14 protein-coding genes are annotated in these 16,593 nt (G+C 71.6%); 5 read left to right on the forward strand and 9 right to left on the reverse strand.

Annotated features, from left to right (window positions below; genetic code table 11):
* Positions 1 to 81: 81 nt before the first annotated feature.
* The 6 genes from CCS38_RS07565 to CCS38_RS07590 all read right to left on the reverse strand — a co-directional run bounded on the left by CCS38_RS07565 (position 82) and on the right by CCS38_RS07590 (position 6,865).
* On the reverse strand, positions 82 to 435 hold the full coding sequence (locus tag CCS38_RS07565; RefSeq protein ID WP_223732415.1) for a hypothetical protein: 354 nt from the start codon (positions 433 to 435) through the stop codon (positions 82 to 84).
* A gap of 208 nt (positions 436 to 643) precedes the next feature.
* Positions 644 to 2,095, reverse strand: a complete 1,452-nt coding sequence (locus CCS38_RS07570) for an amino acid permease (protein ID WP_223732416.1) — start codon at positions 2,093 to 2,095, stop codon at positions 644 to 646.
* A gap of 187 nt (positions 2,096 to 2,282) precedes the next feature.
* The gene (locus CCS38_RS07575) at positions 2,283 to 2,498 is read right to left on the reverse strand and encodes a dodecin (protein ID WP_223732417.1); all 216 of its coding nucleotides are present in this window, start codon (positions 2,496 to 2,498) and stop codon (positions 2,283 to 2,285) included.
* A 102-nt stretch (positions 2,499 to 2,600) separates the two neighbouring features.
* Positions 2,601 to 3,062, reverse strand: coding sequence for a universal stress protein (locus CCS38_RS07580; protein ID WP_223732418.1), 462 nt, complete (start codon positions 3,060 to 3,062; stop codon positions 2,601 to 2,603).
* An 88-nt stretch (positions 3,063 to 3,150) separates the two neighbouring features.
* The gene (locus CCS38_RS07585) at positions 3,151 to 6,015 is read right to left on the reverse strand and encodes a peroxidase family protein (protein ID WP_223732419.1); all 2,865 of its coding nucleotides are present in this window, start codon (positions 6,013 to 6,015) and stop codon (positions 3,151 to 3,153) included.
* A gap of 184 nt (positions 6,016 to 6,199) precedes the next feature.
* Positions 6,200 to 6,865: a helix-turn-helix transcriptional regulator gene (locus CCS38_RS07590; protein WP_223732420.1), complete on the reverse strand. Its 666-nt coding sequence runs from the start codon at positions 6,863 to 6,865 to the stop codon at positions 6,200 to 6,202.
* 208 nt (positions 6,866 to 7,073) lie between these two features.
* On the opposite strand from CCS38_RS07590, the gene CCS38_RS07595 reads away from it, so the two are divergent.
* Entirely contained in the window at positions 7,074 to 10,241 is a 3,168-nt protein-coding gene (locus CCS38_RS07595) for a cytochrome P450 (RefSeq protein ID WP_223732421.1), read from the forward strand.
* A gap of 234 nt (positions 10,242 to 10,475) precedes the next feature.
* Complete coding sequence (locus CCS38_RS07600; RefSeq protein WP_223732422.1) at positions 10,476 to 11,669, forward strand: FAD-dependent monooxygenase; 1,194 nt, start codon at positions 10,476 to 10,478, stop codon at positions 11,667 to 11,669.
* Between the two features lie 66 nt (positions 11,670 to 11,735).
* On the opposite strand, the gene CCS38_RS07605 is transcribed toward CCS38_RS07600, so the two are convergent.
* Together CCS38_RS07605 and CCS38_RS07610 are read right to left on the reverse strand one after the other, a co-directional pair.
* Positions 11,736 to 12,680, reverse strand: a complete 945-nt coding sequence (locus tag CCS38_RS07605; protein ID WP_223732423.1) for a quinone oxidoreductase family protein — start codon at positions 12,678 to 12,680, stop codon at positions 11,736 to 11,738.
* A 44-nt stretch (positions 12,681 to 12,724) separates the two neighbouring features.
* Positions 12,725 to 13,243 carry a DUF2165 domain-containing protein gene (locus CCS38_RS07610; protein WP_223732424.1) on the reverse strand — a complete coding sequence of 173 codons (519 nt, stop codon included), beginning with the start codon at positions 13,241 to 13,243 and terminating at the stop codon, positions 12,725 to 12,727.
* Positions 13,244 to 13,377: 134 nt separating this feature from the next.
* On the opposite strand from CCS38_RS07610, the gene CCS38_RS07615 reads away from it, so the two are divergent.
* The 3 genes from CCS38_RS07615 to CCS38_RS07625 all read left to right on the forward strand — a co-directional run bounded on the left by CCS38_RS07615 (position 13,378) and on the right by CCS38_RS07625 (position 15,636).
* The gene (locus CCS38_RS07615; protein WP_223732425.1) at positions 13,378 to 14,427 is read left to right on the forward strand and encodes a phosphatidylinositol-specific phospholipase C domain-containing protein; all 1,050 of its coding nucleotides are present in this window, start codon (positions 13,378 to 13,380) and stop codon (positions 14,425 to 14,427) included.
* 112 nt (positions 14,428 to 14,539) lie between these two features.
* Positions 14,540 to 15,088 (forward strand): DoxX family protein, encoded by a 549-nt coding sequence (locus tag CCS38_RS07620; protein WP_223732426.1) that lies wholly within the window; start codon positions 14,540 to 14,542, stop codon positions 15,086 to 15,088.
* Positions 15,089 to 15,132: 44 nt separating this feature from the next.
* Complete coding sequence (locus tag CCS38_RS07625; RefSeq protein ID WP_223732427.1) at positions 15,133 to 15,636, forward strand: VOC family protein; 504 nt, start codon at positions 15,133 to 15,135, stop codon at positions 15,634 to 15,636.
* Between the two features lie 8 nt (positions 15,637 to 15,644).
* Here the strand turns inward: CCS38_RS07625 and CCS38_RS07630 are convergent, their stop codons facing one another.
* Positions 15,645 to 16,409 (reverse strand): bestrophin-like domain, encoded by a 765-nt coding sequence (locus CCS38_RS07630; RefSeq protein WP_223732428.1) that lies wholly within the window; start codon positions 16,407 to 16,409, stop codon positions 15,645 to 15,647.
* Positions 16,410 to 16,593 lie beyond the last annotated feature (184 nt).

The following is a 16,593-nucleotide window of genomic DNA, read 5'->3' on the forward strand; positions in this document are numbered from 1 at the left end:
GCCGCCCCCCTCGAAAACGCGCCCCCGCCCCGGACACCTCCGGCGCGCGGGCGCGTTTCTGCTTTCCGGTATTTCTCGACGTTACTTGTGCACGGTGATGCAGGACTTGTAGCGCTTGTTCACGCTCCACACATTGCAGAGCCTCGTGCCGTCCCGGTACTTCCTCGGCAGCTTCCCAGGGAAATTCACCGCCAGGCGCTTGGGAGCTCCCGTGTATTTCTTCACGGTGTGCACGCGCTTTCCGTTGACGTAGAAGCGAGCGTACACATTCTGGCCGCCGAGTGAGGAGTACGTCGAGGTCTGCCACCTGTTGACCCGCAGGCCCGTACCCTCGACCGTCGTGCAGGTCTGGTACGAGTCGTTCGTCCCGTTGCCGCCGACACAGTCGCTCGCGCTGGCGTACGACGGAGCGGACAGCATCGCGGAAAAACTCACCGCGAGGACTGTCGTCAGGGTCGAACGGATTGTCTTGCGCATATGTGTTTCGTCTTTCGTCCGCTGTTCTTCCGCAGCGGCACGTCCAAAACAGCACCGGACGGCTCTGCTTGATCGGTGAGGAGATTAGCCGCAGGAGCGCTGGGCGGTCCAATTAGCAGGCTAATCGGCTCTCCGCATCGTTTTTTCAAACTGGCGGATTGCGAACTCACAGCCGCCCTTCGCGGTCCTCCAGGTCGGCGATCTCGCGCTGGGCCTTGCCGAGCTCGGAGCGGCGGTAGGAGTAGGCGAAGTAGATGATCAGGCCGATCAGGAACCATACGGCGAACCGGGCCCAGGTCTGCCACTCCAGGAAGGTGATCAGCCAGATGGAGAAGACGACTCCAATGGCAGGAACGACCGGGACGCCGGGGCACTTGAAGGCGCGGGGCAGATCGGGGCGCTTGTAGCGGAGCACGATGACCGCGATGCAGACCACGACGAAGGCCAGGAGAATGCCGATGTTGGTGAGTTCGGCAGCCTCACGGATCGGCAGGAAGCCGGCGATGAGGGCCGAGGCCACGCCCACGATCCACGTCACCCGGGTCGGCACGTGCCGGGTCGGGTGGGTCTTGGCGAACCACTTCGGGAGGAGGCCGTCGCGGCTCATGGAGAACCAGACGCGGGTCACGCCGAGCATGAACGTGAACATGACGGTCAGGATGCCGATGATCGCGCCGACCGCGATCATGTCCGCCAGGCTCCCCAGGCCGACCGACTTGAACGCCGTGGAGAAGCCGCTCTCCGGGTCGATCTTCGTGTAGTTCTGCATGCCGGTCAGGACGAGGCAGGCCAGGACGTACAGGACCATGGAGATCAGCAGCGAGTACAGGATCGCCTTGGGCATGTGGCGCTGGGCGTCCTTGGACTCCTCGGCCGCTGTCGACATCGCGTCGTAGCCGAAGACGGCGAAGAAGACCGTGGCCGCGCCCGCGAACGCCCCGCCGAGGCCGTGGGGGAAGAACGGGGAGTAGTTCCCGGTGTTGATGTGGAAGAAGCCGACGGCGATGACGACCAGGACGACGAGGACCTTCAGGCCGACGACGATCGTCTCGAAGCGCGCGGCGTTCTTGATGCCGAGCGTGAGGAGGTAGGCGATCAGGAGGCAGAGGACCGCGGCGAAGAGGTCGACGCGGTGGCCGTCGCCGGTGCCGGGGGCACCCAGCATCCAGGCGGGCAGATCGACGCCCAGCTCGCCCAGCAGGAAGCTGAAGTAGCCGGAGATGCCGATCGCCACCACGGCGACGATCGCGGTGTACTCCAGCAGCAGGTCCCAGCCGATGAACCAGCCCGCCAGCTCGCCGAGGACCGCGTACCCGTAGGTGTACGCGGAGCCCGCCTTCGGGATCATCCCGGCGAACTCCGCATACGAGAAGGCGGCCGCCGCGCTCGCGATGCCGGCGATGAGGAACGACAGCAGGACGGCGGGGCCGGCCTTCTCATTCGCGACGGTGCCGGCCAGCGTGAAGATGCCGGCGCCGATGATGCCGCCGACACCGATGGCCGTCAGCTGCCAGAGGCCGAGCGTGCGGGTGAGCTGTTCGCCCTTGCCGCCCTCGGTCTCCTGGATCATTTCGATCGGTTTGCGGCGTAGTACGCCCTGTCCCGCGCGCAGGCCCATGTGATGTCCTCTCGTCGGTCCGACGGCGGATCATCATCGTCCTTATCGGGCGCTTACGGAAGGCGACTCCCCATGGGGATCCCCATACGGATGCCCATATGGATTCCCGTACGGACCCTCCTATGGATCCCCCGCGGATCGCGGTGCGCGGATCGCGGCTCCCGCTGCCGCGGGCGGCGAGGCGGAATCAGTCGGAGTCCTCCAGCCGGAAGCCGACCTTCAGGCCGACCTGGTAGTGCTCGATCTCGCCGTTCACGATGTGGCCGCGCACCTGCGTGACTTCGAACCAGTCCAGGTTGCGCAGCGTCTGGGAGGCGCGCCGCACACCGTTGCGGATGGCGGCGTCCACGGTTTCGTGGGACGTTCCCACGATCTCGGTCACACGGTAGGTCCGGTCGGTCACGGCAGACTCCCTCGTCGGCGTGTCGGGTCGGCGTGTCGCATTGGCGCGGCGGGCCCTCTCACACAGTGCACCGGGCCGCCGCGCCCCGCCTCCCGAGCGCGGTTACGGGACGACCGTCACCGGCCAGCGGCCCGCCTTGACCAGGCGTACCGCGACCGAGCCCATGATCCGGTGTCCGGCGGACTCCGACGCGCCGACCACCACCGCGTCGGCCTTCAGCTCGTCCGCCATCTGGAGCATCGCGCTGTACGGATCGCCGCGCACCGTGTGGAACTCCCACCGCAGGTCGTAGATGCCCTGGAGGCGCTCCGTCGCGGAGCGGATCTCGGTCATCAGCTCTTCCGCTATCTCGTCGGTGGTGTACGTGACCGGGGCGCCCAGCGCGGCGCCGGCCGGCAGTACCGGCTGGACGTACACCAGGACCAGCTTCGAGCCCTGGCGGCGGGCCAGCCCGGCGGCGTACGAGGCGGCCCGCCACGACGACTGCGTGCCATCGATACCGACCACGATGATCTTGGGCCCGTCCGTACCGCGCTCGAAGGGCGCGGGCGTCTTCTCCTCCACAGGGAGGAGGTTAACGCCCGCGCCCCGGAGCGACCCCGTGGGGCTTCACAAGATCGCTCAGCCCGTGTGCGCGTTCAGCGGCGGTCCCTCACGACTCCGCGCCGGCGCCGCGCACCGGGAGTACCGGACGCCAGGGCGCGAAGGCGCCGGCGTCGCGGGGCAGCATCGCCGCCAGCTCCGGGCAGTGCCGCAGGATGACGGAGTTCATCCCGTTGCGCGCCACCCAGTCCATGCCCAGCGGCGTGTAGATCTCGGGGCGGAAGTCGACGGTCAGGAACCGGTCGGACTGGATGCGGCGGCTCGCCATCAGGATGAAGATCCGGAAGGCGGTGTCGCTGAACCCGAAGCCCTGCGGCGGGGTCTCCGCGAACAGGCCGACCATGGTGTCGATCTCGTCGACGTCCCGGTACACCTCCTTCAGGAGCGCGGCCGTGTCCGGGTCGCCGGTGACCTCCTCGAAGCGGTTCAGCCGCGGCTTGTGCAGCCCGGCCCGGAAGTCGTTGTACCGCGGTACGCCGCGCCGCCGCGTCCGTACCAGGTCCACCACCGACAGGTCGATGATCTCGCCGTCCCGCTCGAAGTGGGTCAGCGCGCGCGGGTAGTTGTGCAGGGTGATCGCGCCCGGATGCGCGATGCCCAGCGAGTACAGCGAGTCCGTCAGGCCGGTCTTGCGGGCCAGCCCCTCCGCCGCGCCGCCCTGCAGGTCGTTGAAGGACAGGGCCTCCAGGCGCTGCCCGAAGTGGTGCTCGCGCAGCTCGTAGTCGTCCGGGAGCAGCGGGTGCATCCGGTAGACGGTGACGAAGTCCTCGGTCAGCGAGAACGGCACGTTGTGGTGATCGGGCAGGGTCTTCGGGATGCCGTGCAGCGAGTGCGACTCGACCAGCCACAGGCCCAGCTTGTGCAGCCAGTTGTTCGGCGGGCCCTCCCAGTTGGTGTGCAGGCTGATGTCGATGGCCTTGGTCGCCAGGATCGACGGCGTCCACTCCACCGTGTGGATCTTCGCGATCAGCGCGGAGACGATGAGCCGGGCGGTCTGGTAGACCTGCTCCGCGGTCATCTTCGGGTATTCCCTGTGCAGCGCGTCGCAGACCGCGTTGTGCTCGCGGGCGAAGAGGGTGTGGATGACCGACAGGCCCAGCCACCAGTTCTCGCTGAAGCCGGTCAGCGGGATGCCGTTGGAACCCATCGGCAGGTGGCCGTCCTCCAGGCGCAGCTTGGCGCCGTCCGGCTCGCGCAGGCTGCGCGCGGTGCTCTCGTCGCCGCCGTACACCTCCGAGCCGTCCCACCAGGGCGAGGTGGTGTTGGTGAAGAGGATGGGCGGCTTGCCCGGGCGCTCCAGGCCCCGGTTCTCGGCGATCCGCATCACGTTCTCGGCCGGGCCGCCGGGGGTGTTGTACCAGGTGCTGCCGGGCGGCAGCGGCACCTCGACCGACCGCTCGGCGAGCGAGTACCGCTGGTGGTTGACCCAGTCGTGGACCTGGAACTGGATCCAGGCGGCGGCCAGGATGTTCAGCGAGGTCGCGGGCTGGAAGGCGCGGCGGTGCAGCAGCTCGCGGGCCACGGTGACGGCGTTGGGGGTGTCGAAGAGGTCCGGGCGGTAGACCGGCTTGAGGTTGCGCCCGAAGGTCGACTGGCCGGCCGCGCCCATCCGCGGCGCCGACAGGTCGGTGTGCGAGCCGTCGTACGAGCGGGCCGTGCGGGCGCGCTCGTCCACCGTCTCCGGCACGGGTACCGCCTTCGGCGGCGCCTCGGGCAGCTCGGTGTCGATGAGGTTGCGGCGGCGCAGCACCTGCCGCAGGACGACCAGGTTGAGCAGGCCCCCCTCCAGAGGTAGCCGGTACCAGGGGAGGAAACGGTTGAGCGTGGTGAACACCGCCCGCAACGGCACCCCGAGCACCTTGTTGTGCAGCGGTTCATCGGTCTCGAAGCGGGTGCCGAGGCGGTGTGCCGCGCTCGCCTGGTACGCGGCCTTCCTGGCCCGGTTCAGATTGCCCAGCGGGCGGAAGTCCTCCGTGGTGTGCCACGGGTTGAACGACAGCTGTTCGATGCGGCGGGCCGCCGAGGCGGCCTCGGCGGTGGTGATGTCCTGGCGCGGGATCGTCAGCCGCGCCACCGGGATCACGGGCGCGTCCGACTCCCGCCAGTCCGAGGCGCCGTCCTCGACCGGCGTGCGTTTCTCGTCCACGAACCGCTGTACGCACAGGTCGAATTCGACGTCCGCGGCGGCCAGCCGCTCGGTCAGCTCGTGCCGCAGGTGGTCGGGGTCGTGCCGGTCCGGGCGGGGCGCGGGCGCGCCGCCGGGCGTGGGCCGCAGCTGGTAACGCACCGGGCCGGCGTCGCCCCACAGGCACGCGCCCCGGCTCCAGTACGTCTCGCGCGCCAGCGAGCCGACCGTGTGCCGCGCCGCGGCCTGCACGTTGCGCCGCATCCGTGTCGCGGTGCCCCAGCCGACCGCCAGCGGCAGCTTCACCAGCAGCCCGAACGCCTTCTGCAGGGGCGTCTTGGCGCCCGCCATCGCCCTGGCGAACGCCACGAACTCGCGGGCGTTGCGTGCGTGGCTCACCGGGAAATTGGTCGCCGTCAGATCGTGGGTCTCCTCCGCCGACACCTCCACCCGCACGGCGGCGCCGCGCAGGTCGGGCGAGACGTCGGAGCCCGGGATGCCGCTGGCGTTGGACAGCCGCACCAGCGCCGGGTACTCGGCCCCCGGCTGGGCGTAGCCCTGGGTCAGCGCGGGCGGCAGATCGTCGTTGAACCGCAGCCTGGCGTTCTCCACGCCGAGGATGCCTTTCGCATGGAAGGCGCGCTGCACACCTGGCGCCCCGCTGCTCTTTTTGTTCCGCGTCTGCACGCGCATCAGTTCGCGCGCCAGCTTTTCGAAGAGCAGCCGTTCCGCTTCTGGACTGCCGCCTTCGTACGTCTCGTACTGCACGTAACTCACGGTGTCGGCCATGGGTCCGCACCCTCCGTACGGGAAGAAGAGCGGCCGACGCTACTCGCCCGGGCACGGCCCTGGCACGGTCCGATTCGCGCCGATTCCGCCCGGCTGCTGGCGGCCTCCCGAGGTCGGTCACCGGCGTCCAGTCCGGCCTCCGGCATCGGTACCGGATGCGGAGGCCGTGCCGACGTACAGGCCCTCAGGCGTCCCGGTCCTCGGCCGGTGCCGGGGGCCACGCAGTGGGGGAGAGGAGGCCGAGGGTGTAGGCGCGGGCGATCAGCGCGGTGCGGTTGGGGACGCGGAAGCGGCGGGTCAGGCGGGTGAGGTGGTAGTTGACGCCGTCGACGGTGAGGCCGAGGTCCTTGCCGATGGCGGCCGTGGTGGCGCCGGAAGCGGCGAGCGCGAGGATGCGGGACTCCACGGGGCTGACCCGCGCGGCGGGCGGCGGCGCGGGGCGCGCCTCGTAGGCGCGGAGGATGGCGAGCAGGGCCGGCGGCTCCGCGGAGGGGTCGCCGACGGGATCCAGGGTCAGCATCCCCTCGCACTCGGGTCCGTCCGCGCCCTCCCGCCAGCGGACCTCGACGGGGTAGCGGGAGCGGCGACCCATCCGTACGGCCTCGACGAGCCGGCCGACCTGCGAGATCGCCCGGGGGCTGAAGTGGTCCAGCAGGTTGCGCCCGCGCAGCTGGCCGCGCGTGGTGCCCCACACCGCGGCCATCGCCGGATTGGCGATCAGTATCCCGCCGTCGGCGCGGCACACCGCGACCGGCAGCGGCATCCGGTCCAGCAGGATCAGGAAGTAGTTGTGCCAGGGCGCGGCGGCCGGGCCGGGCACGCCCGGATGCGCGAAGAGGTCGTCACCCATTGGCCGGTGGCACCCGTCCTTCCGTCTCATGCGTCCCTGTGCGTCCTCGTGCGTCCATCGGTCCCGCTCCGTCCGGCGGGCCGCGCGGGCCGCCGTACCGCGAAGATCATCTTCCCGCCGGTCCGCAAGACCCGCGGGCAAGAAATCACTGCACAATCATGCAGTTACCACGGGGAGCGCGGCACACCGGGCCGGTCACTGTGGAGTCATGAGCGATACGCAGCTGCAGAGCGCCGACACGGTCACCCTCGGCGACGACGGCATCCCCGTGGTGGACATCACGGCCGCCGGCCTCTCCCGTACCCCTCTCCAGCGGGCCATGGGCCTGGCGCGCGAGCACGGCCCGATCTTCCGGCGCCGGCTGCACGGCCGGGATGCCACCTTCGTCACCTCCCTGGAGCTGGTGACCGAGCTCGCCGACGAGACCCGCTTCGAGAAGGCCGTCGGCCCGGCCCTGGAGAACGTACGGGAGTTCGCCGCCGACGGGCTCTTCACCGCCTACAACGACGAGCCGAACTGGGCCAAGGCGCACGACATCCTCATGCCCGCCTTCGCGCTGGGCTCGATGCGCACCTACCACCCGGCCATGCTCGCCGTCGCCCGCCGGCTGATGGCGAGCTGGGACCGCCGGGTCGCCGACAGCGCGCCCGTGGACGTGCCGGACGACATGACCCGGATGACCCTGGACACCATCGGACTCGCCGGATTCGGCTTCGACTTCGAGTCCTTCGGGCGCGAGACGCCGCACCCCTTCGTGGACGCGATGGTGCGCTGCCTGGAGTGGAGCATGACGCGGCTGGCCCGTAAGCCGGGCGTGGACTACACCGAGCGCGACGAGGCGTTCCGCGCGGACGCCGACTATCTCGCCTCGGTGGTGGACGAGGTCATCGAAGCCCGTACCGCCTCTGGCGACACCTCTGCCGACGACCTGCTCGGGCTCATGCTCGGCGCGCCGCACCCGGAGGACGGCACGACCCTGGACCCGGCCAACATCCGTAACCAGGTCATCACCTTCCTGATCGCCGGTCACGAGACCACCTCGGGCGCGCTCTCCTTCGCGCTGTACCACCTGCTCAAGGACCCGGTCGCGCTGCGGCTCGCGCGCCGCGAGGCCGACGAGCTCTTCGGTGCCGCGGCCGACCCCGACCCGTCCTTCGAGGACATCGGGAAGCTGGCCTTCACCCGCCAGGTGCTGAACGAGGCGCTGCGGCTGTGGCCCACCGCTGCCGCGTTCAGCCGGCAGGCGAAGACGGACACGCTGCTGGCCGGCCGGTACCCGGTCAAGGCCGGGCAGATCTTCACGGTCCTGACCCCGATGCTGCACCGCGACCCGGTCTGGGGCGACAACCCCGAGCTGTTCGACCCGGCGCGCTTCGCACCCGAGGCGGAGGCGGCCCGCTCCCCGCACGCGTACAAGCCCTTCGGTACCGGTGAACGCGCCTGCATCGGGCGGCAGTTCGCGCTGCACGAGGCGACCATGCTGCTGGCGCTCCTCGTGCACCGCTACCGCTTCGAGGACCACGGCGACTACGCGCTGACCGTCAAGGAGACGCTGACGCTGAAGCCCGACGGCTTCACCGTGCGGCTCGCCGAGCGCACCGCCGCCCACCGTGCCGCCGACCGTGCGGCGCTCGCCGTGCTCCCCGGCACCGGTACCGCGGCCGAGGCGCCCGCCGCCGACGACGGGCTGCCCACCCGGGTAACGCAGGGCACCGGGCTGCTGCTCCTGCACGGCACCAACTACGGCACCTGCAAGGACTTCGCCGAGCGGCTGGCCGACGAGGCCACCGGGCTCGGCTGCGCCGCCGAGGTCGCGCCGCTGGACGCGTACACGGGCGGACTGCCCGCGGACCGCCCCACGGTCCTCGTGGCGGCCTCCTACAACGGCCGCCCGACCGACGACGCGGCCGCCTTCGTGTCGTGGCTGGAGGACGCGCCCGAGGGCGCCGCCGAGGGCGTTCCGTACGCCGTCCTCGGCGTCGGCGACCGCAACTGGGCCGCCACCTACCAGCGCGTCCCCACCCTCCTCGACGACCGGCTGGCGGAGCTCGGCGGCGACCGGCTGCTGCCGCGCGCCGCGGCCGACGCCTCCGGCGACATGGCGGGCACGGTCAAGGACTTCACCGCCGCACTCCGTACGGAGCTGCTGACCCGGTACGGCGACCCCGCGAGCATCGGCGCCACCGCGGCCCCCGACGAGGGCGCGTGCACCGTCACCGAGATCACCGGCGGCCCCCTGGACGCGCTCGCCGCCCGCCACGGCCTCACCGAGATGACCGTGACCGAGGCGTACGACCTCACCGCCGAGGGCTACCCGCGCAAGAAGCGGTTCCTGCGGCTCGCCCTCCCCGAGGGCGTCACCTACCGCACCGCCGACCACCTGAGCGTGCTGCCCGTCAACAGCCCCGAGCGGGTCGCCCGCGCCGCGCAGGCGCTCGGCGTGGACCCGGCGACGGTGCTCAGCATCCGGCAGCCCGGCGCGGGCCGCGACGCGCTCCCCGTGGACCGCCCGCTGAGCGTCCACGCGCTCCTCACCCACCACTTGGAGCTGAACGCCCGGCCGACCGCGGAACAGCGCGCGCTGCTCGCCGCGCACAACCCGTGCCCGCCCGAGCGCGCGGCCCTCGAAGCGTCCGGCGAGGACGACACCCGTACGACGCTGGAGCTGATCGAGGCGTACCCGGCGCTGCGCGGCGCGCTGCCCTGGCCGGCCGTCCTGGAGCTGCTGCCCCCGATGCGGACCCGGCACTACTCCGTCTCGTCCTCCCCGGCCCTGGACGGCCGGCACGCGGACCTGATGGTCTCGCTGCTGCCCGGCGGCACCGGTTCGAGCCATCTGCACACCCTGAAGGCCGGTGACACGGTCCTCGCCCGCGTCCAGCCCTGCCGGGACGCCTTCCGTATCGATCCGGCCGACGGCACCCCGGTGATCATGGTGGCGGCAGGCACCGGCCTGGCGCCCTTCCGCGGCGCCGTCGCCGACCGCACGGCGGCCGCCGGACCGCTCGCCCCGGCGCTGCTCTTCTTCGGCTGCGACGCGCCCGACGCGGACTTCCTGCACGCCGAGGAGCTGCGCGCGGCGGAGGCGGCCGGCGCCGTCGGCGTACGCCCCGCCTTCAGCGAACGGCCCGAGGACGGCCGCCGGTTCGTCCAGCACCGCATCGCCGCCGACGGCGAAGAGGTCTGGCGGCTGCTGGAGTCGGGCGCCCGGGTGTACGTCTGCGGTGACGGCAGCCGGATGGCACCGGGCGTCCGCGAGGCATTCCGGGAGCTGTACGTACGCCACGGCGGCGGCACGCCCGAGGAGGCCGAGACCTGGCTCACCGGGCTGACCACCGAGGGCCGCTACATCGAGGATGTTTACGCGGCGAGTTGAGCCGCACCCGGGGGCGCGGGGGCGGCCGACGACGGCGGGGACCGGCATCCGTACGACGACAAGTACGGTCGTGCGGACGACATGCCGGTTCCCGCTCTGGCACCGGCGCTCCCGGCGCGCCAAGGTGGACCCGTGCGACGGATGCGGCGCCTCGGGCACTGGCCCTGCGGGCGCCGCATCCGCCGGGGCGCAGTCAGGCGCCCCTGGAGACCGGCCGTCCGACCTTGGAGCGTCATGACCAACGCCCTGATCATCGGCGGTGGCATCGCGGGAGCGGTGACCGCGATGGCCCTGCAGAAAGCCGGCATCGAATCGGAGGTCTACGAGGCGTACGCGAGCGGCGCCGACGACGTCGGGGCCTTCCTCGTCCTCTTCGAGAACGGCATGTCGGCGCTGCGCGTCATCGACGCCGACCGGCCCGTCATCGAGAACTCCTTCCCCGCCGGTCGGGTGGAGTTCCTCAGCAGCACCGGGAAGCGGCTGGGCGAACGCCCGATGGCCGGGACGGCGGACCAGGACGCCGAGGGCGCGCCGGACGGTCCCGGGCCCCGCACGATGCGCCGGGCCACGCTCTACCGGGTCCTGCACGACGAGGCGACCCGCCGCGGCATCAACGTGCAGCACGGCAAGCGGCTGGTGGCCGCCGAGACCGTGGAGAACGGCCGGATCGTCGCCACCTTCTCCGACGGCACCCGCGCCGAGGGCGACCTGCTGATCGGCGCCGACGGCGTCCACTCCGTCACCCGCAAGCTCATCGACCCGGCCGCGGCCCGCCCCCGGTACACCGGCCAGAACACCGTCTGCGGCTACACCCGGGACGCGAAGAACCCGCCCGAACACGGCACGTACAGCATGATCTTCGGCAAGAAGGCGTTCTTCGGGTGCACCCGCGCCCCCGACGGCGAGACCTGGTGGTTCGCCAACGCGCCAGGGCCCGAGCTCTCCCGCGACGACCTGGCCGCCTCCACGGCCGACCAGTGGCGGCACCGGCTCGGCGGCCTCTTCGAGGAGGACAACTCCCCGGCCGCCGACATCATCCGGTCCACCGGCGAGACCATCGTCGGCTCCAACTCCTACGACATCGCCGCCACGCCGCGCTGGTACACCGACACCATGGTGATCATCGGGGACGCCGCGCACGCCGCGGCGCCGAACGCCGCACAGGGCGCCTCGATGGCCATCGAGGACGCCATCGTGCTGGCCAAGTCGCTGCGCGACCAGTCCGACAACCGCCGCGCCTTTCGCGCGTACGAGGAACTCCGCCGCGAGCGCGTGGAGAAGGTCGTCGAGGCCAGTGCCAACATGGCCCGCCGTACGGCGCTGGGCCCCGTACGCCGCGTCTTCCGCGACACCGTGCTCCCGCACCGCGTGGCCCGCACCGAGGCCGGCGCCGCCAACTGGCTGACGTCGTACCGGATCGAGTGGTGAGCGGGCCCCGCTCGCACGGCGCGGCGAGCGGGGCCCCTGACGGTGGGTCAGCCGGACTGCGGCCGGTCAGCCGAAGTCGAGCACCGGGCGGCCGCGCACGCCGGCGGCCTCCAGCAGCCGGTGTGCGTCGGCCGCCCGCTTCGCCGGGAAGACCTCGGCGACCCGCAGCGTGAGGGCGCCCTCCTCGGCCTGGCGGGCCAGCCGGTCCAGCCGAGCGGTGTCGGTGGCGGCGTCCGAGACCAGTACCGGTCGTACGTCGATATCCCGCTCGTTGCCACCCGACCAGCCGCGGAACACCGTCATCCGGCCCCCGTTAGCGATCGCACCGAACAGCTTCTCGCCCTGCAGCGTCGCGTCCACGAGCCCCGGCACGCCGTCCGGCACCAGCTCCCGGATGCGCTGGGCCACCTCGTCGCCGCGCGGGACGATCTCGTCGGCGCCCAGCTCGCGCACCAGTTTCTCGTCGGCCGGCTTGGCATCGGCGATCACCCGCAGTCCGTCGGCCTTCGCCAGCTCGACCGCGTACCCGCCGAGGGCGCCCGCGGCGCCGACGACGGCGAGCGTGTCACCGGCCGAGAGGCCCAGCTCGTCGAGGGCCAGCCGGGCGGTCAGCGCGTTCATCAGCAGCGTGGCCGCGGCGCTGAGGTCCGTGCCCTCCGGCGCCGGTACCACCGAGGCGGCCGGCACCACGATCTTGTCCGCGTACGCGCCACCGTGCGGCCCGGTGGGCACGACCACGGCGACCACCCGCTGCCCGACGCTCAGTCGGCCGTCGTCGTCCGCTCCGAGCTGGTCGACCACGCCGGCCGCGTCCATGCCGGGCACGTAGGGCGGCCGGCGGTCACCGAGCCGCTGTGCGTGCGCGCCGGCGCGCAGCAGTGTGTCCGTGGGATTCACCGCGGCGGCGTGCACTCTGATGCGCACCTCGCCGGGACCGGCCTGCGGTTCCGGCACGTCAAAGACCCTGAGAGCGTCGGGTCCGCCGAACTCTTCCACTCCGATTGCTCGCATACCGGGGGCAACCGGGGGTCCGGTGCGGCTATTCCATGCCGGGGTCAGGTGGTGCTGGAGTTCCCCTGTGCGGCGGCCGTCGGGGACAGCTGGACGACGAGCAGGGCGATCCCCGCGAGCAGGACGTTGCGGGTGGCGGCGTCCAGGCCGTTCCAGTCCTCGGACTGCCACATCGCGAACCACTCGCCGCCGATGGCCAGGAAGCCGGCCCCGAAGAGCAGCAGGACCATCAGGAGGCCGAGCGTGGTGAGTCGGCGGGCCCGGTCCCGGCGCAGCGCCCACAGCACGGTGGCCACGACGAGTACGGCAGCGGCGGCCGTCTCCCAGGCGATGATCGCGATGTAGGCGGCGTCCTGGACCGGACGCGAGGTGATGGCCCGCCACATCAGGTCGGGGTCCTTGAAGGTGGTGTCCATCGCCAGGACGTGCTGGACGAACGCGCGGTTGGTGTCGAAGTCGGTGATGTTGCCGAAGGCGACGAGCGCCATGTACAGCGCGACCGTGGCCGTGAGGAGGCCCGGAGCGAGGTGCGATACCGCCACTGCTCGTCTGCCGCCGGTCATGTCAGCCTCCACCCGGAGTGTCCGCTGTTTGTCGTGTCCAGGACGACATCGTAAGGCTCCCGGGGCGGTCTGTCCGCCCCTCAAGTCCCGTACGCTGCCCGCTGATCGACTGACCAACGAGAAAGCAGGGGCACATGGGCAGGAAGTGGCGTACGGGGGCCATGACAGCGGGTGTGGCGGGAGCGGCGTTGGTGGTGGGGGTGGTGGCCTGGCCGGCGGGCGCCGGGACCCCGGCCGCGGCAGGCACGACGTACGACACGACCACGATGGTGGGCGTGCACAACGCGTACGAGAAGGCGAAGTACCCCTACTTCGCCGACGCGTTGGACTCCGGCGCCGGCCTGCTGGAGCTGGACGTGTGGACCAACGGGCTGGGGAAGTCCTGGCGGGTCTCGCACGGTAATCCGCTCGGCAACGACAACAACTGCGAGAACGCCGCCACCCCCGCCGAGCTGCGCACCAAGCCCCGCAACCAGGACCTCGGCGGGTGCCTGGCCGACCTGCGGGCCTGGCACGAGGCGCACCCGGGCCACCGGCCCGTGCTGCTGAAGATGGAGCTGAAGGACGGCTTCAACGACAAGGGGGGCCGCGGACCGGACGAGTTCGACGCGCTGGTGCGCGACAGGCTGGGGGACGCGGTCTTCGGGCCCGGCGACCTGATCGGGGACCACGCGACGTTGGACGAGGCGGTACGCGCCGACGGCTGGCCGGAACGGTCGGCGCTCGCCGGCAAGTTCCTGGTCGAGCTGATCCCGGGCACGGTCGAGGAGGGGAACCCGGCCGACCGGCTGTGGACCGACCGCGAGTACGCCACCCATCTGCGCACCCTCGCGGGACAGGGGCAGCTGTCCACCGCCACCGCCTTCCCCGCCGTGCACGGCGCCGAGTCCGGCGACCCCCGCTCCCGCTACACCGATCCGGCGCTGCGCCCCTGGTTCGTGGTCTTCGACGGCGATGCCACCGCGTACACGGGCGGCATCGACACCAACTGGTACGACACCCGGCACTACCTCGTGATCATGACCGACGCGCACAAGGTGGCCCCGGCAATCGACGGCACGAAGCCGACCGAGCAGGAGGCCAGGGACCGGGTGGCGCTGCTGGCCGGGGCGCACGCCAGCGTGCTCACCGCCGACTGGTACCCGCTGCCGCAGGTGCTGGGCGAGGTGGTGCCGCGCGGCTGATACAGGGCGCGGGTGGTTGTACAGGTTTCAAGCACTGTGTAGGGTGAGACCCAAGGCTTGAACTTTCAAGCATTTCTCATACGTCCCGCCCGACACAGGAGAGAGCAGTCGCATGACCACCCCCAACGGCACGGTCGCCCCCTCCCGCGACGTGGCGCCGGCACGCGCCGCGTCCACCGCCGCCCACGACCTGGGCCTGCTGCTCCTGCGGCTCGCCGTCGGCCTCACCATGGCGGCGCACGGCTCGCAGAAGCTCTTCGGCTGGTTCGGCGGCCCCGGCCTGGACGGCACCGGCCAGTTCTTCACCATGAGCGGCTACCCCGCCGGGAAGGCGATGGCCGTGGTCGCCGGCCTCACCGAGACCTTCGGCGGCCTCGGCCTCGCGCTCGGCCTGCTCACCCCGCTCGCCGGCGCCGCCGTCCTCGGCACGATGGTCAACGCGCTCGCCGTGAAGTGGGGCGGCGGCTTCTTCGCGCCCAAGGGCATCGAGTACGAGCTGCTGCTCACCGTGGCCGCCGCCGCGCTCACCCTCACCGGCCCCGGCCGCTGGGCCGTCGACCGGCTGCTGCCCGGCCTGCGCCGCGAGCGCGCCGCCTACGGAGTGGCCGCCGTCGCCCTCGGCGTGATCGTGGCGTTCGTCGTCCTGCTGCTCCGCAAGTGATCCCATAGAGCTTGCTCCGCAAGTGACCTCGTAGGGAGGTACCCATGTCCGTACGCCGCCTCAATCACGCGGTCCTCTACGTACGTGAGCTGTCGCGCTCCGTCGCCTTCTACACCGACGTCCTCGGCTTCACCGTGGACACCGAGATCCCCGGCCGGGCCGCCTTCCTGCGGGCCCACGACACCCGGAACGACCACGACCTCGGCCTCTTCGCCGTAGGTGACCAGGCCCCGGGCCCCGAGTCCGGGCGGGCGGGCCTCTACCACCTCGCTTGGGAGGTCGGCACCCTCGGTGAGCTGGCGGAGACCGCAGGGCGGCTGCGGGCCGCCGGCGCGCTCGTCGGCGCCAGCGACCACCTCGTCTCCAAGTCCCTGTACGCCAAGGACCCGGACGGCATCGAGTTCGAGGTGATGTGGCGGGTGCCGCGCGAGGACTGGCCGGGCCCCGAGGACGGCGGCGCCCAGGTCCTCCCGCTCGACCTGGAGGACGCGCTGCGCCGCTGGGGCCCCGACCTCGCGACCGGGGCCGCCGCGGGCTCCGCCACCTGAGCGCGGGGTCAGTCCCGGCCCGCGGGCAGCAGATCCTTCAAGGGCTGGATCGCGTCAGTACTGCGCAGCCACGGATCGTCGAAGTCCCACACCAGGAAGAGCAGGAAGGCGATCAGGGCGGTGAAGACTCCCGCCATCAGCAGTTCCCGTCCTGACCGCCGGATCTGCAGCGTGAACATCAGGCCGACCGTGACCACGGCGCCCGCGAGCAGACCGAACCACACCACCGGCGGCATGGTCGGCCCCGCGCTCAGCCCGCGCGCCGACCGGGCGCCGTCCGCCACCGCGATCTGGTCCACCAGCGGCTGATAGCTCTGGTTCTCGAAGTCGTCGCGCGGGTGGTAGTCGGACACGTCGGCGCGCACCTTCAGGAGCAGCGCGTCCCCGCGCGGCGTCAGCTCGCCCTTCTCGGTCATCACCGGCCACTCCTTGTGCACGACGTACGTGACGTAGGCGTCCACGTCGGCCCGGATCCGGTCGCGCACCGGCTCCGGATACGCCCGGGCCCGCGCGCTCACCTCGTGCAGCGCCTGCGCCTCCGTACGGACGGTGTCCTCCGCCGCGCTGCGGGACTCCCACACGCCCGCGATGGCCAGGCCCAGCACGATCGCGTAGACCACCCCGACCATCATCGTCATGTACTCCATGACGTCCGGCGTCTCGCTCGGATCGTCCTCCTCCTCGTCGATCCGCCGCTGGTTCAGCACGGTGACGAGCACGACGACACCGCACGTCGCGGCCATGGCGATGGCCAGCACGAGCCAGTCCGGCATGAAAAACCTCCAGAAAAGTGGTGGGAGAGCGGGCCGTGATCAGGAGCGGCTGCCGCCGGATCCGGACGAGGAGCGGGGGCGCAGCGCGGCGGCGGCCAGCACGGCCGGAGCGGTGAGCAGCAGCATGTTGGTGACCAGCGAGCGGCGGCCCTCCGGCGGCCGCTCGCTGGTCACCAACATGCTG

Source organism: Streptomyces purpurogeneiscleroticus, assembly GCF_020024005.1.
GTDB lineage: Bacteria > Actinomycetota > Actinomycetes > Streptomycetales > Streptomycetaceae > Streptomyces > Streptomyces purpurogeneiscleroticus.